The sequence below is a fragment of the Stenotrophomonas sp. CASM106 genome, from assembly GCF_049384825.1.
GTDB classification, from domain to species: Bacteria; Pseudomonadota; Gammaproteobacteria; order Xanthomonadales; family Xanthomonadaceae; genus Stenotrophomonas; species Stenotrophomonas muris.
In genome coordinates, this window is record NZ_JBMRFS010000007.1 from 19,928 (window position 1) to 45,821 (window position 25,894).

General features: G+C 64.5%; 26 protein-coding genes, 1 tRNA gene and 1 pseudogene. 17 read left to right on the plus strand and 11 right to left on the minus strand.

Annotation, left to right across the window (positions count from 1 at the left end; genetic code table 11):
• Positions 1-10 precede the first annotated feature (10 nt).
• The 4 genes from dtd (at position 11) to VG556_RS16405 (ending at position 3,089) form a co-directional block, all read left to right on the plus strand.
• The gene (gene dtd, locus VG556_RS16390; RefSeq protein ID WP_014648553.1) at positions 11-451 is read left to right on the plus strand and encodes a D-aminoacyl-tRNA deacylase; all 441 of its coding nucleotides are present in this window, start codon (positions 11-13) and stop codon (positions 449-451) included.
• A gap of 90 nt (positions 452-541) precedes the next feature.
• A complete protein-coding gene (rpoD, locus tag VG556_RS16395; RefSeq protein WP_014648552.1) occupies positions 542-2,395 on the plus strand; it encodes an RNA polymerase sigma factor RpoD in 1,854 nt (617 codons plus the stop codon).
• 266 nt (positions 2,396-2,661) lie between these two features.
• The gene (locus tag VG556_RS16400; RefSeq protein ID WP_053496403.1) at positions 2,662-2,973 is read left to right on the plus strand and encodes a hypothetical protein; all 312 of its coding nucleotides are present in this window, start codon (positions 2,662-2,664) and stop codon (positions 2,971-2,973) included.
• A 40-nt stretch (positions 2,974-3,013) separates the two neighbouring features.
• Positions 3,014-3,089 (plus strand) — tRNA-Ile (locus VG556_RS16405).
• Positions 3,090-3,501: 412 nt separating this feature from the next.
• Here VG556_RS16405 and VG556_RS16410 read toward each other — a convergent pair.
• The 5 genes from VG556_RS16410 to VG556_RS16430 form a co-directional block, all read right to left on the minus strand.
• Positions 3,502-4,071: a YdcF family protein gene (locus VG556_RS16410; RefSeq protein WP_100450667.1), complete on the minus strand. Its 570-nt coding sequence runs from the start codon at positions 4,069-4,071 to the stop codon at positions 3,502-3,504.
• A gap of 482 nt (positions 4,072-4,553) precedes the next feature.
• Positions 4,554-5,114, minus strand: a complete 561-nt coding sequence (locus VG556_RS16415) for a fasciclin domain-containing protein (protein WP_049404781.1) — start codon at positions 5,112-5,114, stop codon at positions 4,554-4,556.
• Positions 5,115-5,292: 178 nt separating this feature from the next.
• A complete protein-coding gene (locus VG556_RS16420) occupies positions 5,293-5,544 on the minus strand; it encodes a hypothetical protein (protein WP_049404779.1) in 252 nt (83 codons plus the stop codon).
• Positions 5,545-5,635: 91 nt separating this feature from the next.
• A complete protein-coding gene (locus tag VG556_RS16425; protein WP_014648541.1) occupies positions 5,636-5,881 on the minus strand; it encodes a hypothetical protein in 246 nt (81 codons plus the stop codon).
• A 489-nt stretch (positions 5,882-6,370) separates the two neighbouring features.
• Positions 6,371-6,763 (minus strand): DoxX family protein, encoded by a 393-nt coding sequence (locus VG556_RS16430; RefSeq protein WP_100450665.1) that lies wholly within the window; start codon positions 6,761-6,763, stop codon positions 6,371-6,373.
• A gap of 117 nt (positions 6,764-6,880) precedes the next feature.
• Here VG556_RS16430 and VG556_RS16435 point away from each other — a divergent pair, with 117 nt between their 5' ends.
• The 3 genes from VG556_RS16435 to VG556_RS16445 all read left to right on the plus strand — a co-directional run bounded on the left by VG556_RS16435 (position 6,881) and on the right by VG556_RS16445 (position 8,545).
• Positions 6,881-7,300: an H-NS family nucleoid-associated regulatory protein gene (locus tag VG556_RS16435; protein ID WP_041863852.1), complete on the plus strand. Its 420-nt coding sequence runs from the start codon at positions 6,881-6,883 to the stop codon at positions 7,298-7,300.
• Positions 7,301-7,349: 49 nt separating this feature from the next.
• Entirely contained in the window at positions 7,350-7,757 is a 408-nt protein-coding gene (locus VG556_RS16440) for a hypothetical protein (RefSeq protein ID WP_049404777.1), read from the plus strand.
• A gap of 164 nt (positions 7,758-7,921) precedes the next feature.
• On the plus strand, positions 7,922-8,545 hold the full coding sequence (locus VG556_RS16445) for a hypothetical protein (RefSeq protein ID WP_227864596.1): 624 nt from the start codon (positions 7,922-7,924) through the stop codon (positions 8,543-8,545).
• Positions 8,546-8,832: 287 nt separating this feature from the next.
• On the opposite strand, the gene VG556_RS16450 is transcribed toward VG556_RS16445, so the two are convergent.
• Both VG556_RS16450 and VG556_RS16455 read right to left on the minus strand, forming a co-directional pair.
• Entirely contained in the window at positions 8,833-9,474 is a 642-nt protein-coding gene (locus VG556_RS16450) for a glutathione S-transferase family protein (RefSeq protein ID WP_100450664.1), read from the minus strand.
• A gap of 86 nt (positions 9,475-9,560) precedes the next feature.
• Positions 9,561-9,830 (minus strand): annotated as a pseudogene (locus VG556_RS16455) (helix-turn-helix domain-containing protein); the annotation flags it as partial.
• Between the two features lie 122 nt (positions 9,831-9,952).
• Here VG556_RS16455 and VG556_RS16460 point away from each other — a divergent pair.
• Both VG556_RS16460 and VG556_RS16465 read left to right on the plus strand, forming a co-directional pair.
• Positions 9,953-10,189: an EamA family transporter gene (locus tag VG556_RS16460; RefSeq protein WP_227864594.1), complete on the plus strand. Its 237-nt coding sequence runs from the start codon at positions 9,953-9,955 to the stop codon at positions 10,187-10,189.
• Positions 10,190-10,642: 453 nt separating this feature from the next.
• Positions 10,643-11,095: a PA2169 family four-helix-bundle protein gene (locus VG556_RS16465; RefSeq protein ID WP_014648535.1), complete on the plus strand. Its 453-nt coding sequence runs from the start codon at positions 10,643-10,645 to the stop codon at positions 11,093-11,095.
• A gap of 91 nt (positions 11,096-11,186) precedes the next feature.
• Here VG556_RS16465 and VG556_RS16470 read toward each other — a convergent pair whose 3' ends face one another.
• A complete protein-coding gene (locus VG556_RS16470) occupies positions 11,187-11,858 on the minus strand; it encodes a response regulator transcription factor (protein WP_032958333.1) in 672 nt (223 codons plus the stop codon).
• A gap of 313 nt (positions 11,859-12,171) precedes the next feature.
• Complete coding sequence (locus tag VG556_RS16475) at positions 12,172-12,273, minus strand: class III lanthipeptide (RefSeq protein WP_014038605.1); 102 nt, start codon at positions 12,271-12,273, stop codon at positions 12,172-12,174.
• Between the two features lie 450 nt (positions 12,274-12,723).
• Here VG556_RS16475 and lanKC point away from each other — a divergent pair, with 450 nt between their 5' ends.
• Genes lanKC through VG556_RS16500 form a run of 5 tightly spaced genes read left to right on the plus strand, consistent with a single transcriptional unit; the run spans position 12,724 to position 20,421 of the window.
• A complete protein-coding gene (gene lanKC / locus VG556_RS16480) occupies positions 12,724-15,444 on the plus strand; it encodes a class III lanthionine synthetase LanKC (RefSeq protein ID WP_100450663.1) in 2,721 nt (906 codons plus the stop codon).
• Entirely contained in the window at positions 15,441-17,084 is a 1,644-nt protein-coding gene (locus VG556_RS16485) for an ABC transporter transmembrane domain-containing protein (RefSeq protein ID WP_014648531.1), read from the plus strand. Before lanKC ends, VG556_RS16485 begins: the two co-directional genes overlap by 4 nt.
• 1 nt (position 17,085) lies before the next feature.
• Positions 17,086-18,447, plus strand: a complete 1,362-nt coding sequence (locus VG556_RS16490; RefSeq protein WP_414616584.1) for an ABC transporter permease — start codon at positions 17,086-17,088, stop codon at positions 18,445-18,447.
• Positions 18,448-18,457: 10 nt separating this feature from the next.
• Complete coding sequence (locus tag VG556_RS16495) at positions 18,458-19,672, plus strand: FtsX-like permease family protein (protein ID WP_032958343.1); 1,215 nt, start codon at positions 18,458-18,460, stop codon at positions 19,670-19,672.
• A 53-nt stretch (positions 19,673-19,725) separates the two neighbouring features.
• Positions 19,726-20,421, plus strand: coding sequence for an ABC transporter ATP-binding protein (locus VG556_RS16500; protein ID WP_032958346.1), 696 nt, complete (start codon positions 19,726-19,728; stop codon positions 20,419-20,421).
• Positions 20,422-20,500: 79 nt separating this feature from the next.
• Here the strand turns inward: VG556_RS16500 and VG556_RS16505 are convergent, their stop codons facing one another.
• On the minus strand, positions 20,501-23,851 hold the full coding sequence (locus VG556_RS16505; protein ID WP_100450661.1) for an autotransporter domain-containing protein: 3,351 nt from the start codon (positions 23,849-23,851) through the stop codon (positions 20,501-20,503).
• 174 nt (positions 23,852-24,025) lie between these two features.
• Between VG556_RS16505 and VG556_RS16510 the strand changes: the two genes are divergently transcribed.
• From VG556_RS16510 to VG556_RS16520, 3 genes are all read left to right on the plus strand, one after another.
• Complete coding sequence (locus tag VG556_RS16510; protein ID WP_049439235.1) at positions 24,026-24,439, plus strand: Rossmann fold nucleotide-binding protein; 414 nt, start codon at positions 24,026-24,028, stop codon at positions 24,437-24,439.
• A 91-nt stretch (positions 24,440-24,530) separates the two neighbouring features.
• Positions 24,531-24,731, plus strand: a complete 201-nt coding sequence (locus tag VG556_RS16515) for a hypothetical protein (RefSeq protein WP_100450660.1) — start codon at positions 24,531-24,533, stop codon at positions 24,729-24,731.
• 104 nt (positions 24,732-24,835) lie between these two features.
• Positions 24,836-25,186 carry a VOC family protein gene (locus tag VG556_RS16520; RefSeq protein WP_032958352.1) on the plus strand — a complete coding sequence of 117 codons (351 nt, stop codon included), beginning with the start codon at positions 24,836-24,838 and terminating at the stop codon, positions 25,184-25,186.
• 15 nt (positions 25,187-25,201) lie between these two features.
• Here VG556_RS16520 and VG556_RS16525 read toward each other — a convergent pair whose 3' ends face one another.
• A complete protein-coding gene (locus VG556_RS16525) occupies positions 25,202-25,831 on the minus strand; it encodes a TetR/AcrR family transcriptional regulator (protein ID WP_046432686.1) in 630 nt (209 codons plus the stop codon).
• Positions 25,832-25,894: the final 63 nt, after the last annotated feature.

Genomic DNA, 25,894 nt, shown 5'->3' on the forward strand with positions numbered 1-25,894 from the left:
GAAGCCCACGATGCTCGTCCTGATCCAGCGTGTCAGCCAGGCCGCCGTCCATGTCGACGAGGAGGTGGTGGGGCAGATCGGCCCCGGCTTGCTGGCCCTGGTCGGCATGGAACCGGGGGATAGCGAGGCCCAGCTGCGGCGGATGGCCGAACGCCTGCTGGGTTACCGGGTGTTCGCCGACGAGGCCGGGAAGATGAACCGGTCGCTGCGCGACACCGGTGGCGGCCTGCTGCTGGTCAGCCAGTTCACCCTGGCGGCCGATACCCGTTCGGGCATGCGGCCGAGTTTCACCAGCGCCGCACCGCCGGACGAGGCTGAACGCGGGTTCAATCGATTTGTCGACATCTGCCGTGAAAATCATGCGCCAGGGGTGGAAACGGGCCGGTTTGGTGCCCATATGGTCGTCAGCCTGGTCAACGACGGTCCCGTGACCTTCCTTCTCAGGCCCTAGGCCGCCGGGACCACCGCCCGGCAGGCAGGGCCCCGGGCTGGTATAATGCTACGTTCCCTATTTCTCCCTAGCCGGTGGCGCGAGCACTACATGGCCAACGAACGTCCTGCCCAATCCGAAATCAAGCAACTGATCAGCAAGGGCCTGGAACAGGGCTACCTGACCTACGCCGAAGTCAATGACCATCTGCCGGACGACATGGTCGACCCGGAACAGATCGAAGACATCATCGGCATGATCAACGGCATGGGCATCGATGTCCATGAAGTTGCGCCGGATGTGGAAACCCTGCTTCTCAACGACGGCAACACCGGTAACCGCGAAGTCGATGACACCGCGGCCGAAGAAGCTGCCGCCGCGCTGAGCGCGCTCGACACCGAAGGTGGCCGTACCACCGACCCGGTGCGCATGTACATGCGCGAAATGGGCACGGTCGAGCTGCTGACCCGCGAAGGCGAAATCGCCATCGCCAAGCGCATCGAGGAAGGCCTTTCGCAGGTCCAGGCCGCCCTGGGCCAGTTCCCGGTTTCGGTCGAATCGCTGCTGACCGACTACGAGGCCCACAAGGAAGGCAAGAAGCGCCTGGCCGAAGTGATCGTCGGCTTCAACGACCTGGCCGACGAAGAGCCGGCGCCGCCGGCGGTCGCTGCCGATGACAGCAGCGATGCCGACGCAGAAGGCGACGAGGACGAGGACGATGACGTCGAGGGTGGCGAGGAAGAAGCCGCACCGACCGGTCCGGATCCGGAGGAAGTCGCTGCGCGCATGCAGGCGCTGAGCGATGCTTTCAATGCCTTCAAGAAGGCGGCGACCAAGGGCGACAAGAAGAACCTGCCGCGCCTGCGCGAAGAGATGTCGGCGGTGTTCGTCACTCTGAAGCTGCCGCTGCCGCTGACCGACGTGCTGACCAAGCAGCTGCGCGACACCATGGCGTCGATCAAGGCCCATGAGCGACGCGTGCTGAACCTGGCCACCGTCACCGCGCGCATGCCGCGCAAGGACTTCATCCGCTCCTGGGAAGGCAACCAGACCAACCTGGAGTGGGTGGAAGACGCACTGAAGCGCAAGCAGAAGTGGTCGTCGGCCCTGCGCGAAGTGAAGGATCAGATCATCGCCGAACAGCAGGCGACGATCGACATCGAGAAGCTGACCCAGCTGGACCTGGAAGAGCTGAAGGAAATCAGCCGTGCCATGGCCTACGGTGAAGCCAAGGCGCGCAAGGCCAAGAAGGAAATGGTCGAGGCCAACCTGCGCCTGGTGATCTCGATCGCCAAGAAGTACACCAACCGTGGCCTGCAGTTCCTCGACCTGATCCAGGAAGGCAACATCGGCCTGATGAAGGCCGTGGACAAGTTCGAGTACCGCCGCGGTTACAAGTTCTCGACCTACGCCACCTGGTGGATCCGCCAGGCGATCACCCGCTCGATTGCCGACCAGGCGCGCACCATCCGTATTCCGGTGCACATGATCGAGACGATCAACAAGTTGAACCGCATTTCCCGCCAGATGCTCCAGCAGTACGGCCGCGAGGCCACGCCGGAGGAGCTGGCCAAGGAAATGGACATGCCGGAAGACAAGATCCGCAAGGTGATGAAGATCGCCAAGGAGCCGATCTCGATGGAAACCCCGATCGGCGACGACGAGGATTCCCATCTGGGCGACTTCATCGAGGACACCAACGTGGAGTCCCCGATCGAGAACACCACCAACATCAACCTGTCTGAAACCGTGCGCGACGTGCTGGCCGGCCTCACCCCGAGGGAAGCCAAGGTGCTGCGCATGCGCTTCGGCATCGACATGAACACCGACCACACGCTGGAAGAAGTCGGCAAGCAGTTCGACGTGACCCGCGAGCGCATCCGCCAGATCGAAGCGAAGGCGCTGCGCAAGCTGCGTCATCCGAGCCGCTCGGAGCAGCTGCGCAGCTTCCTGGATATCGATTGATTTCCAGCGGCTGGTGAAGCGTTGAGAGAAACCCCGCCTGGTGCGGGGTTTTTCTTTTTGGGGTGCCTGGACATGCCCGACGGGGCTTGCCGATGACGCATCTGCCGTTTGAATTTTTCCTGCGACGGTCGCACGCTGATCGCGCAGATGCTCAACACATCCCGTAGGCGGGCCGGTCATCACCGGCGCCGATGCAAGCGCGCGGCAGGTCACGTGCAACTCGTACGGCCTGCGGCATTGATTCGTCATGCATCTGGAGTCACGCCATGAATGATGTGGAGCACGATGTTCCCGAGCCCGTGCAAACCGATTTCCCGCCGCTGCTGGACTGGGATGAGGTGATGCGGGATGAGTGCGAGGATCGATTGGGATTTGCACGCCGTACGACGTATGCGCTGCTGACGCTGTCGGAGGCCGGATTGCTTGCCGGCTTCAGCGGCGACAACCAACAGGGACTGGAGGAGATCAGAAGGATGGTTGCGTTGTTCCAGGCATGCCTGAGGCGGCAGGTATGGCTCGCAGAAGCGGCGGAGAGGCGGCTGGGGCGTATTTCGGAGGCGTTTGCCGCTGCCGGGTAGCCGATCGAGCGCGGCCTCCACTACACTGTGACGCTGCGCCGGGCCTATAGCTCAACGGTTAGAGCAGGGGACTCATAATCCCTTGGTTCCAGGTTCGAATCCTGGTGGGCCCACCATAAGAAGCAGGTGCTTGGGCGTCGGGCCCGATGCCTCTACCGCGTCGGCGGAAAAAGCATCGGAAATAATTCTCGGGCACCGATAGGGTTCCACGGGATTTACTGCGCATCGACAGGCAATGGACACTTGGTGCCATGACAAGGAAGGCAGCAAGAAACGAATGGTTGGTCCTCGCCGGCAGGTGCGCGGAGAGTACACGGAGGCGGCCACGCCGGCTGGCTCTATCGCCAGGACCATATCTCCATGGTGACGCTCGAAAGCGGCAAGATAATGGCCTACAGGGAGTACTGGGATCCTTACGTTGCGCTGAGGGACTTCGGGCTGGTCAGGCCCGGTGTTGCCGCTCGATAGCCCTGAACAGCACACGGCGTCGTGGCGTGATGCTTGCAGCGTGCCTTGGCAGCACCTGGATCAGCTTTCTGGAAGCTCGATCAGGAATCCCCTCCTTATGTAGTGCGGGATCTTCACGTACTCGGCCCTGACGCGTTCGGCGAACTCCGGATCCAGGTGCCAGTCACTCTTGTCTACTGCGAAATAGTTGACCCACTGCGCGGTAACGGTTGGCCCTGGCCAATGACGGGCCAGTGTCATCAGATATCGACGCGCGGAACAGATTTTTCCGATGGCAATGACGCTCCGTCTCTCTTCGAGAGGCAGCATGCGCTCGGCAAGCTCGCGCGAGCGCCATACGTTCTCACCAGTGTTCATGGCGAACGGCTCGATGATGAGCACATGCTCTGGAACTCCCAACTCCATGAGGCGGGTAGCCATGGTTTCGGCTTCTGAATCGTGAAGACCTGCGGTCATGCCACCGGAAACGACTGCCTTCCGGAACATTCTCTTGTGCCACAGGGTGACTACTGCCTGGCAGAAATCCTCCACTCCGTGCCGAGTTCCGAAGATCAGTGCGAGATCTGAGCGTACTGCAGGGCGCTCCGGCATGACGTAGTCGCCTATGCGCTCGATGTCTTCCAGTTGCATGGCTGCTTCCCTCATGGTCAATTTGGCTGGCTTCTAAGTTGACCACTGGAGTATTACGGCCTGTGGGTTCTCGAATTGGTACGAAGACCCTCTTCGACGCGCAGGTCAGGGGGGCGGCCCACAATCTGGTGGTGCATCTCCTGGATACCCCGCATGACATTCGTCGTGATCGCGTCCGCGAGCGCAATCGCGAGAAAGGCACAACGTTCCCCATGGAGGTACCCGCTGCCTTCCTTGAGCTGGCGAGCGAGCATTGGGAACCGATGGACCCAACCGAATGCGAGATCTACGACGTCAGGTAATCACCTGGAATTCAAGGCCCCCTTCTGACTGACAGGGATACAAAGGCCCCAACGCCGCTGCACGCTCCTGATACATGAGGTAGCGCGTCATCGCCCCGCAGCCGCGATGCTGATTCATGGGAGGAGACGGCGGCAGCCGCCATGCGGCTGCCGCTCATGTGGACGTCCTGCTGCATGCAACTACTTCGGCATCAACACGGTGTCGATCACGTGGATCACGCCATTGGACTGGCCGACGTCGGCAATGCTGATCCCCGCCTTGCCGCCCTTGGCATCGATGACCCACAGCTTGCCGTCATGCAGTGCGACGGTGAGGGATTCACCTTCAACGGTCTTCAGCGTGGCCTTGCCGCCGTGCTTCCTGGCATCGGCCATCAGCTGCGCTGAACTGTAATTGCCTGGCACCACGTGGTAGGTCAGGATCTTGGTCAGTTGTGCCTTGTTTTCAGGTTTCACCAGCGTATCGACCGTACCTGCGGGCAGCTTGGTGAAGGCTGCATTGGTGGGCGCGAAGACGGTGAAGGGGCCGGCGCCATTGAGGGTATCGACCAGGCCCGCTGCCTTGACCGCAGCGACCAGGGTCGTGTGGTCCTTGGAGTTGATGGCGTTCTGGACGATGGTCCTGGTGGGATACATTTCCGCCCCGCCGACCATCACGGTACTGGCGGCGAAGCTCATTGAAGTGGCTGAGACGAGTACGGCGAAGCTGACTGTGGCGGCTATCCGCTGAAGGGCTTTCACGGCGCGTTCCTCTATGGGATGCCCGCAAGGCGCGGGCATCCTACATACGCGCTGGCGCGGCCCTTGGATGCAGGCAGATGCATCAGTGCGCGTTGTCGCCTGAAACGTCGCAGCGTTGTAAAAGCCGAGTGAACGACTGCCCCCTGCCGGCGGCTACGCAGTACGAACTGCGCGCCGCTCAGCGGCGCGGATGGCGGATGTCGGATGGGCAGCCAGAAAGGCGCGCGTTGCTGATGGCCTGGCGGACACCACAGCCACGGCATGAGAGCACGGTTCCACCGGCAACGTGTTCCATCTCATGCTCGTCCCACACGCTCGTCGATCCGCAGGCGGTGCAGGTGGCGACGATCTGCAGTGCGCGGGCCAGGTCGCCCTGCTCCCCAGCCTTGTAGGTGAGATCGGTGATCTGAAAAATGCCGGTATGACTCATGGGAATGCCGGGGGGTGCTTGTTGGCGAACGATAGGGCCCACCGGGTATCGGTCGTGTCGGTGCTGTGTTGATGGATGGTTGAAGTGCAGGCTATTCGTCGCTGCGTCGATTGAGCTCTTCAAGCCGTGCGCGGCTGACTGACTGGTGATTGCCGCAGGTTGGGCAACTGAGGGCAGCCGCACCGTCGAGATCGACAAGGCCATGGTTGGGAATGGCCCTGAACTGCCAGGAACACTTGATGCAGGAGCAATCGATTCGGGTGACCTGCAGCAGGGTGCCGTCTGCCCGCGTCACTCCCTCGACGCTGATTACGTAGAACTGTCCGATGTCACGCATGAAGATGAACGAAATTCCTGAATCCGTAGGGCGCCATCATGCTGTCTTGTGGGCCATCTGGGACAAAGGTGGCTTGGTCGAATTCTGAAGAGTTAAGAATTCGAGTGACGATGCGGAATGGTGTCGACCCATCGCCAGCATGCCGGTGTCACCGCGCGGGGTCGTCGACCACAGGCATGCTTGGCGTGCGGATGCTGATTCCGATCCCGACAGGAGATCGCATGATGCGCAGTGCTTGTACGTCCTTCGTTCTGGCTGCATCGCAATGCGTTCCGGCATTCGCGTCCGACGCTGGCGAATCACCCAGGTCAAGACGCCGGCGCCGATCATCGATGGCCTGCAGTACACGCGCGCCTTCAACGTGGCCGGACCCTCACGGCCGAGGGTTACGGTGCCATCGAGTTCCTGGATGCACAGGGCAAGGTGATCCACACGCTGGCGCCAGAGGCCGAACTTCGCCGCCAGCGCGTGCACACCTCGAATCGAGGCTTACCCGCGCCGACCGCGCCCGTCGATGCTGTAGCGCCCGGCCCCGGTGCAGGCCAGCAGCAGGAACCCACCGGCCAGCCCCAGGTTCTTCAGGAACATGATCTGCTGGGTCTGGTCGGCGAAGTTGTGGTGGAAGATGAAAGCGGTGACCAGGCTGAAGCCCACCAGCACGATCGACACCAGCCGGGTCTGGAAGCCGAGCAGGATGGACAGGCCACTGCCGATCTCGAAGGCGACCGTTGGCCACAGCAGGATGCCGGGCACGCCCATGGCTTCCATATAGGCCTGGGTGCCGCTGAGATCGCCGAGCTTGCCCAGCCCGGAGACCAGGAACAGCGCCATCAGCAGGATGCGCGCAAGCAGGTAGGCAAGCGAATGCGATGAGGTGCTCACAGGGATGTCCTCGGGGATGGCCGACGAAGGCGATCGGAGCCCACCCGCAGTGAAGCCCGTGTCTACGCGGGGGCAAGCCGCCTTGACAGGCGCCGCGCGGCAGTAGACCTTTCCAGCATGACGATCGATATTGAATCGCTCAGCCTGCGGGAGCTGGGCGCCTTGGTGGTTGCCGCTGAACAGCGGAAGCAGCTGATTTCCAACCGCCGTCCTGCCAGCGCGGTGCGGCGTATGCTGAAAGCCGCCGCGGCGGAAGCGGGATATACCCTCGAAGAACTCTTTGGCGATGAAGCCATCGAAGCGGGCGCACCCAGCCGGAAACCGGCACGGCGCAGAACCGGCAAAGTGGCCGCCAAATACCGAGACCCGGAATACAAGCGGCTGACCTGGTCCGGCCGCGGGCGCATGCCGCGTTGGCTCGCTTCCAGGATCCAGAAGGGCCACAAGGTCACCGACTTCCTGATTCCCGGGTTGGCGCGACCGACGGCGCGCAAGGGCAGCCCGATCGGCAAGCGCACGGTCTTCAAGAAGGATTGAACCTGCCACGCTGCTACCCTGCCGGGGTCTTTGAACGAAGGAGCGCGGGATGGCACACGATGCAGGCAGGACGATCACGCCCACGATGCTGTATATCGCCGCGGCCGCGGCCGTGCTGGTCAGCCTTCTGGCCTGGGCGGTGGAATGGAGCGGGATGGCCTATGTCTGCCCATATTGCCGCGTGCAACGCACGGTCATCGGCGTGCTGGGCCTGCTGACGCTGTTCGCGCGCCCGGGCGGCATCGTCGTGCCCTGGCTGTCGTACAGCGCGGGCGCCTTCGCGTTCGTGGTGGCGGCGATGCAGCACTTCAACGGTTGGAAGCGCATTTCCGCCGGCGACTTCAGTTTCAACGAACAGTGGTACATCGATCCGTGGCTGCTGTCGGGCTGCGCGATGCTGGTCCTGGTGGCGCAGCTGATGCTGGTGCAGGCCGCCTGCCGGCGCAGGTTGCACTGACAGTGTCGTCGCTGCGGGAGAAGTGCCGGGTATGGCAAGCGCTCTCAATCCTTCAAAGCGGTAGTGACATCGCGTGTGGCGCGCGATGCTCATGAAGCATGCCGTCGCACAGGATCCTCTACATACTGAATCCATCGGGCAACATGGCACGAAAGTTCAGCGTCATGCGTGATCGTGAAGGCGGCATCCGTTGCGACAAAATGGAACCCGGCGCGATGGATTGCGAACCCTTCGTCATCATCGACGAGCTCCCGGTCGAGCAACCGGCGATCAACTATCTTCAGTTCAAGCGCATAGTCGCTCAATCGGTGATCAGCCTGTCTGAGCCCGGCTACCCGACCAATGTGTACGATGACATCCAGAATCCGCAGAGAAGGGATGCGGTCAGCCAGCATCTGGGGCAGCGTTTCGAGACTTACATCTACCTGGCTTCTGGCGCGTACTCGCTTGGCATCGATGTCTGGGCGCCGCAGAAGATCCGCTATGCTGACGGGTCTACCGCTTCCTACAACTACAGCATGATCAACCGTCGCTGGGAGCCCAACGCCCTCCTTTACAAGGACAGGTTCGGTAACTCCATTCCGCTTAGCGTTACACAGTTGAGCGAGGGGCGAGGCGGCGTTACGCATCGCTTCGAATTCCCGAATGGCAATGCCACCGATATGGGAAGCTTCGTCAATGCGCTCAACAACATCGGTGTCCCGGTGACGGGGGCAGGCAATCAGTCTGTCACCTGCACCAGCACGATCAGGCTGACCGAGGTCAAGGTGACCTGCAACCGGAACTGATGAGGAATAGATCGATGCGAGTTTCACCAGGCCTGGGTTCCACGGTCATATTCGGTACTTCCTTTGTGGGAGCACTGCTATGCGGGTTCGTGTTTCCATCCATGTCGGCAGGTTCCCCGGAGCTGACCCCTTGGATGTTCAACGGTCTGCTGGCGTGCGGCGCGGTTGCGCTTTTTAGTGCTCCCTTTGGCTGGCGGGGTTACCTGAACTGGAGATCGCGTCGATTGAAGTAACGCATGGGGCCTGCGTGACTGCTGGCCCCTTGTTACCTGGGAGGAGGCGCAGCGCTAGGCGTCCTGGAAAACCGCCAGCTGCGCAGCGAACGCACGCTGGTAGGCGGGCCGCTGCGTGGCCCGGGCCACATAGGCGGCGACCTGTGGGTACTCGTCGAGCAGGCCGCTGCTCTTCAGGCGCAGCAGCACCGAGACCATCATCAGGTCGCCCACGCTGAATTCGCCGTCCAGCCACGTTGCCCTGGCCAACCACGTCGATAGTTGGGCCAGCCGCGTCCGGACCCGCTCATCGAGCATTGGCAGCCGTTGCGCGTACCAGGGTTGCTCGCGCTCAAGCACCCAAGCCATGGAGCGCTCGACGATGGGGGGCTCCACCGTGTTCAGCGCAGCGAACACCCACATGATCGCGCGCATGCGGGCGTCCGGATCGCGCGGCAGCAGGCCGGGGTGCTGTTCGGCCAGGTGCAGGGCGATGGCGCCGGATTCGAACAGGGTCCGGTCGCCCTCCTGCCACGTGGGAATCTGCCCGAACGGATTCCGTGCCAGGTGCGCGGGCTGCTTCAGCTCGGCGAAGCTGAGCAGTTGTACGTCATAGGCCACGGCCAGTTCCTCCAGCGCCCAGCGCACGCGCATGTCACGGGCCAGGCCCTGGCCGCGGTCGGGGGAGGTGGCGAAGGCGGTGAGGATCGGTGGCATTGGAGCGCTCCTGCAGGCCGATGGGCCTGCCTTTCCTGTTCCGACGAGCGACGGGGCGGGAAATCGACAGCCCTCGATGCGGGCCTTCACCCGGCCCGATGCTGCTCCCGATACTGATCGGGCGTGCACTGCGCGTGCCGCTTGAACATTTCGGCAAACGCGCTGACGCCTGAATAGCCAAGCTCCCCGGCGATGCGGCTGATCGGCTTGCGTGTGCACAGCGCCTCGGTGGCGCGCACGAACTTCACACGCCCACGCCAGTCGCCGAGTGACATGCCCGGTTCACTGCGCGCCATGCGCTCCAGCGTGCGCACGCTCATGTGAGGCCGCTGCGCGTTCTCGGCCACGGATTCGGCCGTGCATTTGCCGCCTGCATCGTGCTGATGCAGCGCCGGAAGATTCCGCTGACGGTGCTGCAGTCACTGTTCCTGCAGGCCACGGCGGCATCGCTGATCCTGCTGCCGGTGCAGCTGCCGGAGTGAACAACCTGACCGCGGTGGGCTGTTTCGGTTTCGCTGCGGTGTGTGCATCGATCCTTGCGCCCCTCAGCTGGATGACCGGTCTTTCGCGCTTGGGCGCGGCGCGCGTTTCGGGATTCTTCAACCTGGTGCCGATCGTGACCGCCGCACTGGCGGTGATGCTGCTGGGTGAGTCACTCAGCGGATGGGGTGCTGGGTGGCAGCCTGCTGGCGGTGTCGGGTGTGGTACTTGCTGAATATGCCGCCAAGCACGGGTGCGGAAGGCCGATGCGGCCCGATATTCCAGCAAGGTCTGCACGAAACGTGCACCTCACGTCGACGTTGTGCGATGCCGTTGCGCTTCAGTCTGGCAACCCCATTCCCCGCCCGCGCAGGAGCCCATCGATGAATACGCCTGGAAAGCCGAGACCCACCTGGAAGCAATGGCACGTGCTGCTGGTGATCCTGGCAATCGCGCTGCTGGTCACTCTGATCATCGTCACCGCACCGTGGTAACGCGTGCAACGCGCTCAGATTCCGTGAAAGCCGACGATGCTTGAAATGACGAAGTCAGCAGGTGTTTCGCATGGTGATGCGTGCATCAATTCGTGCTCACCTGGTTGGCACACGCGATTGCACACAGTGGGGTCGAAGGCAATGCAGATGCACTGCCATTCTCCACTGACTTTCGAGCACACAGGAGCGACGCCATGAGCACCCAGTCCACCATCGAACATCGCCTCAACGACCTGATCGAAATCGCCCGCGATGGCAAGTCGTTCTATGAAGAAGCGGCCACCAAGGTCAAGGATGCCGAGCTGTCGGCACTGTTCACCCGCATCGCTGGCGTCAAGGGCCGCATCGTGGCGGCGTTGAGCGGCTCAGTGGCCGCCAGCGGTGGCAAGCCGGCCGAACATGGCACCGTGGTCGGTTCGATGCAGCAGTTCTACGGCAAGGTTCGAGCCGCTTTCGGTGACACCAACTATGGCTACGTGGCTGAACTTGAAGAATCCGAGGACCGCCTGCTGGGCGCGTTCAAGGATGTGCTGCAGGACAACGAGCTGCCGCCGGCCGTGCGCCAGGAAGTGACCCAGCTGCTGCCGGAAGTGCAGGAGTGCCACAACGTCATGCGTGCGCGAAAGCACGCAATGAAGGCCGCCTGACCGCAGCGGTCGGCCCAATCAGCGGGACTGGCAGCCGGGGCGGTTTACCGCCCCGGCTGTTGCATTTGCGGCCCGCGCCGATGGCCTTTGATCAGGCCGCGTCGTCGTTCAGCATGTAGCCCAGCCCACGCTTGGACTCGATGCTGACACTGGCCGAGCGCAGGGCACGGCGCAGGCGTGATACGTGCGGATCCAACACGGTGGTACCGCCGTCGGCGCCGGCCAGGTGCACGGCAGCACTCAGCACTTCATGGCGGACGATCCGGCCCTGGCGGGCGCAAAGCGCTTCCAGCAGCAGCAGCTGGCTGCGCGGCAGGCTCAGGGGCGCACCGCCTACCAATGCCATGCGGTTGGAAAAATCGAACGTGAAATTGCCGATTCTCAGAATGTGGCCGGCATCAGCGTCGAGGCGCCGGGTAATCGCGCGCAGCCGCGCGGCCAGTTCGTCGAACTCGAACGGCGTGGGCAGGTAGTCATCGGCACCGGCATCCAGGCAGGCGATGCAGTCGGCAGCGTGGTTGTGGCGCCCCAACAGCAGAATGGGCAGCCAGGTACGCAAGCCGCGCACGATCTGCACCAGCTTCAGTGAATCGCCTTCGGGCAGCCAGCGGTCGAGAATGAGGGCGCGGTACTCCACGGCCTGTACCGCGGCCTTGGCCAGTGACCAGGTTGCCACGAGGTCCACCAGCATGTTGCGGCTCTGCAATACGTTGCGAAGCGCCTGTGCAAGTTCGGCGTCGTCCATGGCCACGAGGATGCGCATGCTGCGTCTTTTCCTGATTGCTGGATCCGGCGGGCGTGCAGGCGCACTGCGTAGCGTCCGTCATGGTGGTGAGGTCGCAGCGGGGCCGAGCAATGGTCACGGCTGCAGCACGTGCTGCAGCTGGCTGATCATCCCCCCCCCGGGATGCCTGTCCTGGCATTGGCAGATGCAGGACGCGCAGCGCGGGCAGCGGACGGCTGCCTGCCAAGCGATCTCTACGTCGTATGGAGACCTGCCACGTGGCGGTGCATCACGCTGTGGCAGATGTCGAGGTGGTGGGCGCGCACCACCACCTCAGGCAAGCCGGAGAGGCTTAGCCGTTGCAGCAGTTGCTGTCGGAGCTGCTGCAGCTGTTGCCCAGGTTTTCCTGCTGGTTTTCGATCATCAGGCGCTGCAGATTCAGGACGCGATTCATATCAACTCTCCTTAGTCGTACATGGGATCGGGAGGCATGCGTGCCTCCCACGCGTTACGCAATGAAATGATTCACTGCGCGATTGCACCACGCAATCTCAAAGCCCTGTTGCAGTTGCTGAAGAACCCCGGTCTATACGTGGCGGATGGAAAATGGCATTGCCGATTGGAATGAGTCAAGTCAATTGTGGAATGAGAATCGCCTGCGCAATGTAGCGGCAAGGTACGGTGGCAATCATCGATCTGCAGGGACATTCCGGGCGGCTGCATTGCAGCGATAGCCGGCGGATTTCACGCCGTGCTTACGAATGAAGCAGGCAGGGAATCCGCATTCCGCATTTTGCGATGCCTGCAGGCTGGAGCGCCCGCAATGCATCCATCGCGCATGTGCGAGGCGTTCGCGGATGTGTGCACCGGGCAAATGAGCCGTGGAACCGACCAGGGAGAGACGATGTCAGCGCGTCAACGATCACTGCGTGAAGCACGCCACATGGACAAGGCCGCCTATGTGGGGGGCGACGAGCGGTTCTACGAATTGAGCTACAACCAGTACCGGCCCAGCGAGGATTTCCGCAGTATCGTTGAAGCGGAGATCGAGGCGGCCGGCATGGCGTGGACGATCCATCGCATCGGTGTCTGGTCGCACCTGGCGACGCATGGCGACCCGGTCGCCGGCAACCTGCCGCCGCAAGGCTGGAAGATCCACGTTTCAGCCACGCAGCAAAACTGCCAGCGGGTGCTGCGCACCGTCACCCGGATGGCCCTGGCCGAGCGCGTGAAGTTCAAGTTCGCAAATGACATGAACACGATGCGCATGATGAGCTCCAAGCGTTGGCCACGCGGTGGCTCAGGCAAGTTCATCACGCTCTATCCGCTGGACCTTGCGGTCTTCACGCGCTTCATCGAGCAGCTGCATGGGGCGCTGAAGGACGAAGATGGCTCGTACATCCTGTCCGATCGACGCTACAAGGACTGCCGCTGCCTGTATTACCGCTATGGCGGCATGCGCCAGGTGTACCGGCTTGATTTCATCGGCCAGAAGGTGCCGATGCTGGTCGCGCCCGACGGCAGCCATGTTCCCGACCTGCGCAATCCCTATTTCGAGGTGCCTGCCTGGGAAACCGACCCGTTCCCCAGCGAGGATGATCCCGGCGAGATGACGTTGAAGGAGGGCCGCTATCAGGTGCAGGCCGCGCTTGGGTTCTCCAACACGGGCGGGGTCTACCTGGCGTTGGACCAGGTCACCGGGGAGGAAGTGGTCATCAAGGAGGCGCGGCCCCATGTGGAAATGCACGGGGAAGGGCTCGACGCCACCAGCCGCCTGGCACGCGAACGACGCAATCTGGAGTTGCTGGGCCCGGTGGGCGCCTCGCCGCGCTGCCTGGAAGCATTCACCGATTGGGAAAACAGCTATCTGGTGGAAGAGCGCCTGGATGCATTCGATCTTCGCGAGCTGATGCTCAAGCATTCGCCGCTGATGAAGGCCCGTCCCAGCGCACGCGATGGTAGTGACTACTACGGGATGTGCGTGACCATCTTCACCGGTCTGCTTCGCGCGGTCGACCGCGCACACAAGATGGGAGTGGTGATCGGTGACATCTCGCCGTCCAACATCATGGTCGACCGCAGCGACATGCGTGTGCGCCTGATCGATCTGGAGGCCGCGTTCCTGGACGGCAGCGATGAGTGGGATGACATCCACACGCCCGGATTCCGCCGGATCATGAAAGGGCGCAAGCGCGCCAGCTGTTTCAGGGATGACCGTTACGCGACCGCAGTGGTGATGTTCTACTGCCTGTTCCCGCTGATGGCCATGGCCTACATCCGCACCGACCTGTTCCAGAAGGTGCTGCCGGTGATGATGGAGGACATCGGCTGGCAGCACACGCCAGTGGCCGAGGTCATCCAGGCGCTGGTGGACGACCGTATCGACCTGGAAGAGGCCGCACAGCTGCTGCAGCAGCCGGCGACCCTGCAGGCGCCGTTCTCGTCGCCGCAGCGCCCGTTGCCGGCGCCGCGCCAGTGTATCCGGCGGCTGCTCGCGTTCATGGATGCACACAGCCGGCTGCAGCCGGAGCGGACGCTGTTCCCACTTGATCCGTTCTCGCACTCCACCAACACGATGAGCCTTGGTCTGGGGGCGACCGGTGTGATCCACGCCTTCCATGGGGTGGGTCATCAGCCGTCGCCGGCGGTGATGGAGCGCTATGCGCAGGAGCTGCAGGCCCTGGATCGCACATCGCTACCGCCGGGGTTCCTCACCGGCCTTGCCGGCATCGCCTGGTCGGCGCTGCTGCGTGGCGAGGTGGAACTGGCCCGCAGCCTGCTCGACAGCGCTGACGGCAGTGACCTGTTGCATGCGCATCACTCGCTGTATCACGGCATGGCGGGTATCGGAATGGCGCACCTGGCCATGCATCACGCGACCGGCCTGCCCGGGCATCTCGACAGGGCGCTGTCGCTGGCGCGGCGGCTTGCAGACACCGTCCACCACGGAGAGCGGGGTGCCTACTGGCAGGACGAAGGTGGCGTCCGCATCGGCATGGGTTACGGCCAGGCCGGCGTGGCGCTGTTCCTGCTGAGGCTGTCGCAGCTCAGTGGTGATCCGGCATGGCGCGTGCTTGGCGAGCAGGCACTGCGACACGATCTCTCCTACGGCTTCGAGCTGGAGACCGGGGTGACCACCTTCCCCAGCTCACCGGAAGAGGTCAACACCTATGAACCCTATCTGGAGCAGGGGACTGCGGGCATCGCCAAGGTCGCGATCCGTTACGGCCTGTGGCAGGACGTGAATCGGCTGGTGGATGACTTCCATCGCAAGTATTCCGGCTTCTGCGGCCTGTTGTATGGCCTGTCGGGCATGCTGGATGTGTTTGTCGACGCCCATCTCTACTCCGGTGACCCGAGGTACCTGCAGATGGCGGAGCGACCGTACCAGGGCATCGTCGATCTGTATCTGTTCGAGGAGGAGGAGGGAATGGCGGCGGTGCCGGGCGAGAATCTGTTCCGCATTTCCTTCGACCACGGTACCGGCATCGCCGGAGTGATCCGCGCCCTGCATCGGTACGACACGCTGGCGCCGGATGAGTTCTTCCTGGATGCACTCGATGTGCATGGCGCGGTGGTACGGGAAGTGGACGCAGCCGGGGTGGGGCAGGCGGCGGTTGCATGAATGCGCGCCCGCACCCGGCCGGACAGCCACTTCAGCGCGAGCAGACCGCGCAGCGGCACAGTGTGCGCGCCATCCTCGCCAGCTTCGCGATCCTGCTCGGCCCCCTCCGCGGGCGCTACCTTGCGGTGGCCGCCACCACCGCGATGTTCGGCGGACTGGGCGGGCTGCTGCATCCGCTGCTGATCCGCGCGATCTTCGACGAGGCCGCCAGCCGGCAGGATTTCAATCGCTTCCTGCTGCTTACCGGTGCATATCTGCTGCTGTGCCTGGTGACCAACCTGGGCAACTACAGCTGCGCGCTGTGGCAGCAGCGCGTGGATAACCGCATCGTGGAGCGGATCGGGACCTCGTTGCTGACCGCCTACTATGGCCGCAGTTATGACGAGGTGGTGCAGAAGGGGGCTGGCTACTATGTGGCGCGGATCCGCTCGGACGTGAAGGATGGCGTGGTGCCGATGCTGTCGGTCGCACGCACCACCCTGACCCAGGCGGTGACATTCGTCGCCTTGATCGCAGCCCTGCTGATCATCTCCTGGCGTGCGTTCCTGGTGCTGATGGCCATCATTCCCATCGCCACCACGGTCAGCGTGCTGGTCGGCCGACGCATCCGCGAGCTGACCGTGGTGGAGCGTGACCGCGAGGCCGAACTGGTTTCTTTGCTGACCCGGGCCGTGTCTGCCTTCAAGATGGTCTGCACGTTCGGCCTGGGCCCCAGGACGGTGCAGGCCCATGACCGCAGCCTGCGCGAGGTGCTGGATTCGACCTACCAGCGCTTCAGGGTGGTGAGGACCCTGCAGGGTGCGAGCGACCTGACGATGGTGATCTCGGATGTCTGCTCGATCTTCGTCGGCGCACTGTTCGTGTTCCGCCAACAGATGACACTGGGTTCGTTCATCGCCTTCATGAACGCCTTCTGGCGCTCAGCCACGACGCTCATCGGCATCTTCAAGAACATTGCCGAGATGCACAGCCACGGTGTGGTGGTGGTGCGGGTGGCGGAGTTCATGACCGCGCCGGCAGCCGCGGCGTCGGCCACGCACATCGAGGGTGGTCTGCTGGCGACGTCGATCGGCTACGGCTACGGCGCCACTCCCGTGTTTTCGGATTTCACCCTGGCCCTTTCACCCGGTGAACGTGCACTGGTGATTGGCGACAATGGCAGCGGCAAGACGACCCTGGCCAACGTCCTGGCCGGGTACTTCCAGCCCGTCGCCGGCCAGCTGCTGCGACCGGCGCGTATCCGCGCCATCACGCTTCCTCTGCAGTTCCCTCCGCTGAAGGTGCGCGACCTCGGCGCCGATCCGGTGCTGCTGGCGCGACTGGGGATGGACGGCGACGGGATCGCCGACAGCCTGCCGGAAACCCTGTCGGCAGGGCAGCAGCAGAAGATCGCCCTGGCGATGGTGCTGGGCGAGGACGCCGACCTCTACATTCTTGATGAGCCGGTCGCCAACCTCGATACGGCCAGCCGCGAGATTGCGATGGACGCGATCTTCGCACGCAGCCATGGCCGCATGCTGGTGATGATCATGCACGGCGCCGAGGCCTACCGCGCCCGATTCGATCACGTACACGAACTTGGCAGGTCCATGTGGCAACCGGCACGGGTCACGCCCGTGCACGTCCGGGGAGAGGCATGACATGAAGTCGATACAGGGTGCAGAAAAGGGTGCGGGCATGCGCAGGCTGGTCTACTGCGCGCAGGTGGCGCTGCACAATACACTGCGGAGCAAGGCCATCACCGCCCTGATGGTGCTGGCCATCGCGGTGGGCATTGGGGCCAGCATGACCACCTTGACCGTGGTCTACCTGCTGTCCGGCGATCCCTTGCCCGGGCGCAGCGGTGACCTCTACTACCCCCAGCTGGATGCCAACCCGAACTCGAAGGGCCGCGAGCCGTACGACGTGCTGGACTATCGTTCGGCCTACGACCTGTGGTCGTCCGGGCGCGCGGACCGGCAGACACTGCTGGTCACCAATCCGGTCAAGCTGCGGCCCGATCAGGGCAGCGCGCCACCGGTCATCCGCTCATCGATCTCCACCACCACCGACTTCGCGACGATGTTCGCGGTGCCGCTGGCGCATGGACGCTGGTGGTCGCGCGAGGAGGATGACGCGCGCGCACGTGTGGTGGTGATCTCGTCGGAGCTCAACGAGCAGATGTTCGGTGGGGGCGACAGTGTGGGGCAGACACTGCGGGTCAAGGACACCGCGATGCGCATCGTGGGCGTGCTCGCGCCCTGGCGGCCCTCGCCGCTGTTCTACAAGGTGCGGGGCGGCCGCTTCAGCGGCGGCAACACGTCGGGCTTCTTCGCCTCGGCCGATGATCTGTTCATGCCGCTGACCTCCAGCCTGGAGATCAATGACGGCGACTTCGTGCCGTTCACCTGCTGGTCCACGCCGGAGGAGCGCGGCCGGCTGCAGACCGCGCCGTGTGTCTGGGTACACCTGTGGGTCAAGCTGGACAGCGCCGCCAAGGTGGCCGCCTATCAGCGGTTCCTGCAGAACTATGCCGCTGAGCAGAAGGCCCTGGGCCGGATCAGCCACGCCGACAACACGCGGCTGCGCTCATTGATGCAGTGGCTCGATTTCAACCAGGTGGTACCCAGCGACGTGAAGCTGCAGGCCATCCTGGCCTTCGCCTTCCTCGGGATCTGCATTGCCAATGTGGTCGGTCTGCTGCTGGCGAAGTTCCTGCGCTACAGCGGCGAGATCGGCTTGCGTCGCGCACTGGGCGCAAGCCGCGCGGCGATCTTCCTGCAGTGCGTGGTCGAGGCCGCGCTGGTGGGGGCACTGGGTGGCACGCTGGGCCTGTTGCTGACCTGGCTCGGCCTGAGCGCGGTGCGCAGCCAGCCGGTGGCCTATGCGGACCTGGCGCGGCTTGATACCACCATGCTGCTGTTCACCCTGGCGCTGTCGGTGCTGGCCAGCCTGCTGGCGAGCCTGATTCCCGCGATCCGTGCCAGTGCGGTCCAGCCCATCGCCCAACTGAAGCTTCTGTAGAGGAACCACCATGCAGATCGGCATCGTACTTTCGGCCCTGCGCCGGCACCGCCTGGCGACCTTCCTCATCGCGATGGAGATCGCATTGGCCTGCGCCGTGCTGTGCAACGCGATCTTCCTGATGATCGAGCGGAACGCTGCAATGCAGCTGGTCAGTGGCCTGGACGAGTCACGGCTGGGGGTGATCCAGCTCGACGGCATCGATGCCGAGCGCGCCAACGATGTCAACGCGCGGGTCGTTGGTGCATTGCGGGGGCTGAGCGGCGTGACGGCGGCCGGGCTGGTCAGTGCCATGCCGTTCGGCAGCCCGGGTATACGCGCCGGCGTCAACCTGGACGAGGACCAGCAGGTGCCCGGCGGTGTTCTGGATTTCTACCTGGCCGATGCCGTGGCCCTGGACGCGCTGCAGTTGCACCTGGTCGGTGGGCGCATGCCCGGTGCGGACGAGTTCGCACCGACCGATGAACTGGTGCCGGCCAATCCCCCGGCGCTGGTCACCCAGGAGCTGGCCCAACGCTACTGGCCCGGCGAAAACGCCGTGGGCAAGAGCCTGTGGGCGATGGATACCCGGCTGCGGGTGATCGGCGTGGTCGAGCACATGGCCGTATCCCGCCCCGGCCGCGGTGAAGCCAAGGGCTCGGACTGGTCGGTGATCGTGCCCGCATCGCAGGGGCCGCGCCTGACCGGCCGCTATCTGGTGCGCGCCGAGGCCGGCGACATGAACCGCGTGATGCGCGATGCGCAGCAGGCAATCCGCCGTGTCGCGCCGGACGTGGTGTTCGATGTCGAAGGCAGCCGGCGCATCTCCGAACTGCGCGAGCGCCATTTCGAAGGTGACCGGGTCATGATGGGGCTGCTGGGCGGTGTCATCATCGCACTACTGGCTGCCACTGCCCTGGGCATTGTCGGACTGGCCAGTTACTGGGTGGAGCAACGTCGCAAGCAGATCGGCATCCGCCGCGCGCTGGGGGCCACGCGCACCGATGTGATGCGCTATTTCCAGATCGAGAACCTGCTGATTGTCTCCATCGGCATCGCGGCCGGGGCTCTGCTGGCCTACGCGATGAACCTGACCCTGATGCGCTTCTACGAACTGCCGCGCCTGCCACTGCTGTACCTGCCGGTGAGTGCGGTGATCCTGCTGCTGCTGGGCCAGGCGGCGGTACTGCTGCCGGCGCTGCGTGCCGCGGCCATCGCGCCGGTGTCGGCCATCCGTTCGTTGTGAGTCCCGCAGCGGCCTTGGCCGGTCGCTGCTTTCATCTGCAAGCGAGAATTCCCATGCTCAGGATGCAAGGCGTCAGCAAAGTGTTCCAGGTGGGTGAAGTCATGACCCATGCATTGCGCTCCATCGACCTGTCGGTGCAGGAGGGCGATTTCCTGTCGATTACCGGCCCTTCCGGCTCCGGCAAGTCCACACTGCTGAACATCCTCGGTCTGCTCGAGGGCTTTTCCGGCGGCCACTACGCGATCGGCGGCGTGGATGTTGGCGGCATGCGCGACGCGGCGCTCAGCGCGCTGCGCAACGAGAAGATCGGCTTCGTGTTCCAGGCGTTCAACCTGATTCCGGACCTGACCATCCAGGCCAATGTGGAGGTGCCGCTGCGCTACCGTGGCATGGCGGCAGCCGAATGCAGGCAGCGTGTGGTCTCGGCACTGGCCCAGGTCGGACTGGGCAGCCGCATGTCGCACTATCCCGGCGAACTGTCGGGCGGGCAGCAGCAGCGCGTGGCGATCGCCCGCGCCATCGCGGGTACGCCGGCCCTGCTGCTGGCTGACGAGCCGACCGGAAACCTGGACTCGCAGATGTCGCAGGGGGTCATGGAGATTCTGCGTGAGCTCAACCAGGGCGGCATGACCATCATCATGGTGACGCATGACAAGGAGCTGGCGGCATGCGCGGGTCGCAGCGTCCACATCGTGGATGGGCAGATCGTCGAGGTCACAGCGCAGGCCATGCAGGCGCTGTGCGCCTGAGCTGAAAGGGAATCACCTGCAAGCAGAAGGGGCGGCCGATCGGCCGCCCCTCCTGTTTTCATCGCATTGCAGGCACAGATCAGAAACGCACGGACCAGCGTGCATTCGCACCATGGTCACGGCTCTCGCTGCCGAACTGGCCGCTGTAGCCCAGCTCCAGCTGCTGGCGCGAGGTGAGCCACGCCGACAGGCCCAGTTCGGCCACCACCGCGTTGTCGGCGATCGGCGCGCCGTTGACCGCGAACGTGGAGCTGCCATTGGCAAACGCAAGGTTGGCGACCTGGCTGCGATCCCCCGAGGCACGACGATAGCCGACGCCCCCGCGCAGGTGCAGCCAGCTGTCCTGCTGGAACGAAGCCTTCAGCCCCTTGTCGAAGCGCACGCCGGCGCTGGCGATCGTGGTTCCGGTGTCGTCCACCTTGCCCTGCAGCGCCGCTGCTCCACCGCGTTCGCTGATGCGCTTGAGGTCCACTTCCACGCGCGCCACCTGCAGGTACGGCTCCAGCCCGGCTTCGGGGCCACCGAAGCGATAACCAGCTTCGATGAAGGCCTGGCGGGTGCGGGCGTCGTAACGCGCGCTCAGGCTGTCACTGAAACCTGCGAAGGCGACTTCACGCGTGCTCTTCACCTCGTGCTTGCTCCACGCCACACCACCGCGCAGGCCGAAGCCGCCCCAGGTGTGGCTGGCATAGGCACCGAAGTGCGTGTTGTCGATCTTCGACTTGGCGCGGCGGTCCTGCTGCTTGACGTCGGTACGGCCGGTACCGGCCAGCACGCCGACCTGCCAGCCGGAGAACTCGCGGTCGATGCCGACCAGCAGGCCGTTGCTGTTGGCCTCGGTGCGGGCGGTGTTGAAGTCACCGTCCAGCCTGCTGTTGCCACCGATGGCCTGCACCCATGCACCCGTCGCATCACCCACGTCGCTGCCGGGCGCGGTGGCGCCGGCACGGCGTGACAACGCGGCATCGCGCACGTAGCGGCTGCCCTCGACCAGGGCGATGGCCGTGGCCGGATGCAGCTCGCCGCTGAGGCCATCGAGCACGCCACCGACCTGCTGCGGGAACAGCTGGGTCAGCGGCTTGGGCAGGCCCTGGGCGATCGGCAGCAGGTCGGCGGCGGCCGCCACCGCACACTGGTTGGGCGTGTTGGCAGCCGTGGCCAGCGAAGCGCCACGGGCCACGTCGATGCGCGTGCCATTGGCGCCGTAGGCCAGGCTGAACTGCAGGAAGGGCGAGAACGCACTGAAGTCGGTCTTGGCGAACTGGCCGCTGATGCCACCGTCGGCACGCAGGACGTTGAACTGTTCGCCGAGGTAATACACGCCCGGTTCCGGCAGGGCGACCAGGGTGCCGCCGAGGGTGGCGGTGCCGGTCACGTGCAGCTGGTCACTGCGACCACCCGGTGCCAGCTCCGCCGCATACACGCCGGTGGCGCCCTGCACGTAGTTGCCGTTGATGGTCAGCGTGCCGATCGAGTTGCCCGGCGCAATGATGCCGTCCACGCGGGTGTTGCCGAGCGTGCCGACGCCCTTCAGCAGGCCATTGGCGCCGACGGTGGTGGTGCCACCGGCCTGCGTGCCGTTGAAGGACACCACGCCGCCGTTGACCACCAGGTTGCTGTTATCCAGCACGCCGCTGGTGCTGACCGTGCTGACGCCGCCGGTGGTGGTCAGGGCGGTGGAGACCAGGCTGCCGTTGAGCAGCAGCCGGCCACCCTGGACCTCGACCGCCGAGGTGAGCGTGTTGGCGCCGTTCAACTCCAGCATGCCGTCCTGCACCACGGCGCCGTTGAAGCTGTTGTTGCCGCTCAGGCGCAGCCAACCGATACCGGATTTGGTCAGCTTGCCGGGGCCGCCGATGTCGTTGGTCCAGTTGTCCCACGCATCGCCTTCCCAGACCTTCAGGCCGCCGGCCCTCTGGTTCATCACCACGTTGGTGTCCACGCGCAGCGAGCCATAGCCTTCGATGGCCTTGCGCAGGTCGACCATGCCCCAGCCGTAGATTGCATCGATGCCTGGCGCGCCGAGATCGCGTGCGGTGGTCAGCAGCACGTCGCGGACCTGGGCGTTGTCCAGGTACGGGAAGCGCTCCATCAGCAGGCCGAGGGCGCCGGTGATATGGGGGGCGGCCATCGACGTGCCGGTCTTGGTGCCGTAGACGTAGTTGGTGCTCTCGCTGTCGATGATCAGCCGCACGTAGGCGGAGGTGTTCTCGATGCGGCCCTGGATATCGCCGGAGACGATGGTGCTGACGATATCGGTACCGGGGGCCGAGATGCACCAGTTGGCGGCAACCCCGCAGATGCTGGAACTGCCATCGATCACGTAGTCGGTTTCACCTGCGGCGGCGTCGGGCCGGCGGACATTGGCGACCGCCAGCCAGTACGGTTCCAGTTCGGGCTTCCAGCGCGGCATCGAGGCGGTGATGCCGGCAACCGCACCGCTGCCGTTGCCAGCCGACCACACCTGGATGAGAGTGGAGCCCGGGGCATCGCCGTTGTTGGCGTAGATGCTGCCGTACACGCCGTAGTCGGCACCGATGCTGGCGTACTGCTGGTCCAGCGCGGCGGCGGTCATGTTGCGCGTGGAAATGCCCCAGCTGTGATTGATGGCGCGTACACCCTGCGCCTGGATCTGCGCATACATGTCCAGCGTGGCGGCATCATCCGGATCGGTGCGGTACACCGCGCGCGGACGATAGAACCTGTCCGGGTCCAGGCGCCACTCGTAGTAGGTGTCACCGAACACGCGGGCGGCGGTAAGATCCGCACCAAAGGCCACGCCATGCATGCCGGTGCCATTGCGGTTGGCGCCGATGGTGCCAAGCACATGCGTGCCGTGATCGGCGTAGCTGAAGCCATAGGGCTGGCCGGCGGCGATCAGGCGTGCCGCCAGTGAGGCCGGAACGCCGGCGCCCAGTCCGTAGTAGTTGTAGCCGGGCTGTTCGCCGCGGGTCTGCCCGCAGGCGCCCGCCCCTGCGACCACGCCCGGCGTCGCACAGTCGGCACCGATGGTGATGCTGGAGGTATTGCGTCCTGCAAACTCCGGATGCGCCAGTGCGGAGCCCGAGTCGAACAGCGCCAGGCGTACGCCCTTGCCGGTCAGGCCGCGCGCATAGGCGTAGTCCGCGCCCATCGCGCCCAGGCCCCAATCGGCGTTGAATTCGTCGCTGCGCCAGCTGGCCGGATCGCCGGGATTGCCAAGAACGGCGTTGCTGCTGGCGGCAGCTGCCGTGGCCGTGGTTGCAGGTGCGGTGCTGGCAGCGGGCTGCGCCCACGCGGCCTGCAGCTGGCGCTGCTGCTGCCAGGCCTCGAGTGATTCGCTGGCCATGGCTGGCAGTGCGGTGGCCAGCAGCAGCGAGCTGGCGACGGCAAGCGCCAGCGGGCGATGCGACAGGGAGCGGGACGAACGGCCGTACAGCGGGTGATTCATCGGACAACTTCCTTGGTTGACGGACAACAAGGCCGTTAACGCCAAGGCATGGCGATATCCCCCAGTAATGTGAAGGGAATTTTATGAACGTGTTAATTTTTTGTGATCGGTGCATGGTGCGGCTCCAGCGGGCAGGGCAACGTGACCCTTCCTTCCGAGGCTTCGGAACCGCCCATGCGTACCGCATTCCGTAAACCACCGTTGGCGATATTGGGCGGGGCCGATCCTGGCAGCGACGCGTTCGAGCGCGCAGCTGGTGGCCAGGTGCCCAGCGTCATCCCGGAAGGCAGCATGCCGCCGGCCGACTGGCCGGCCACGGTGGTGGTGCCCTGTGGCATGGGGGATGCGCGCAACCTGATCATGGCCCTTGCCGGTGATGCCTGCATCGTCAGCGGTGGGCGCGCCTGCACGATCTCGGAGGTTTGGCTGCACAAGCGGCCGCTGCTGCCGCTTGCAGGGGCAGGTGGCGGGTCCGACGCGCTGCCGGACACCCCGCCGGACGAGCGCGGCAATTCGCCGATCCTGCCGTGGCGCAACAGTGATGAGCTGGCCGGGCAACTGCGTGTCCTGGGAATGCTGCAACACTGAGTCCAGCCGCATCCGCCTTCACCCAACGTCCCGTGTGCAGCGCTAAGGTGGCCCGGCCTGGGCTCCCCAGGCTTATCAAGGAGTGATGTCGATGCGTACTTTCAGGAAAGTGATCGCCGGTGTTGTGTTCGCGTTGGCCTGCAGCGGCTCGGTGGCCGTGGCCGGACCGGTCCAGCCCTGCGATTTTCCCTGCTGGAAGGCCTACCAGGCGTGTGTAGCCGGTGGGGGTGATGCCATGGAATGCCAGTACGAATACGATCGATGCGTCATGGAGCGCTGCGGCGCGGTGTAAGCCCAGCCATGATCGGCTGATGACGGGCCCCGTCCATGACGGGGCTCTTCTGTTTGTGCGCAGGGTCGGGCACTCTCGGCGCATTCTTCCTGGTGGAGTGGAACATGGCCGTCATGCGTGTCGTCGCCAACATCGCCACGTCTGATCCCGCCCGCGCCGCTGCATTCTATGGCGAGCTGCTCGGCATGCCGGTGGTGATGGACCATGGCTGGATCGTCACCCATGGCGGGCAGGGCAGTGCGCTGGCGCAGGTCAGCTTTGCCAGCGAAGGGGGTTCCGGCGCACCGGTGCCGGACCTGTCTATCGAAGTGGACAACCTGCAGGAGGTGCTGGAACGCATGCACGCGGCTGGCATCGCGCTGGACTATGGGCCGGCCGACGAGCCCTGGGGCGTGCGGCGCTTCTTCGTCCGCGACCCGTTCGGCCGGCTGTTGAACATCCTCGCCCACGCCTGAGCGACGGCGGGCGCTTCAGCGACGGGTGCCGCCACGCTTCGGCGCCGGCGACACGCCGACCATGCGCAGGCAATCGGCCACCACCGCCGCAATGAAGGTGTCGGCGTCCTGCGTGGGCGCAGCGATCAGGTCATCGGTGGCGCCATGTACGCCGGCATAGATCAGCGAGGCCGTGATCTGCGGTGCCGGCAGCTGCCACAGGCCTGCACGGGTGCCCGCCTCGAGGATGTCGAGCAGCTGCTGCTGGATGGCGTTGCGCTCGGCATTGCCGCGCTGGTGGTGGTGATGGTTGGCGTAGACGACGTCGTGCAGTGCGTGCGTGCGCACATAGGTCTCGATGTTGGCGCGGATCCAGGCGCACAGTCGCGCCACGCCATCGTGGGCAGGCTGCTGCTGAACGGCATGGTCGACCTCGGCCATGAACTGCAGCGTGTAGCGCTGCGCCAGCGCCTGCAGGATCTCGGTGCGCGAGGCGAAGTAGGTATAGAACGTGCCCTTGGCCACGTCGGCGGCGGCCACGATGTCACTGATGGTGGTCGCTTCCACGCCCTGTGACAGGAACAGCGCCTGCGCGGCGTCCATCAGCTCTTCCTGGCGGGTTTCAGCGGGTTTGGTGCGGGGCCTGGCGACTGCGGGAATCTGCATGGGGCGGGGTCCGGGTGCGACGGTCGCCATTCTAGCTTCCCCCGGCAATGACTGACCGCCGGT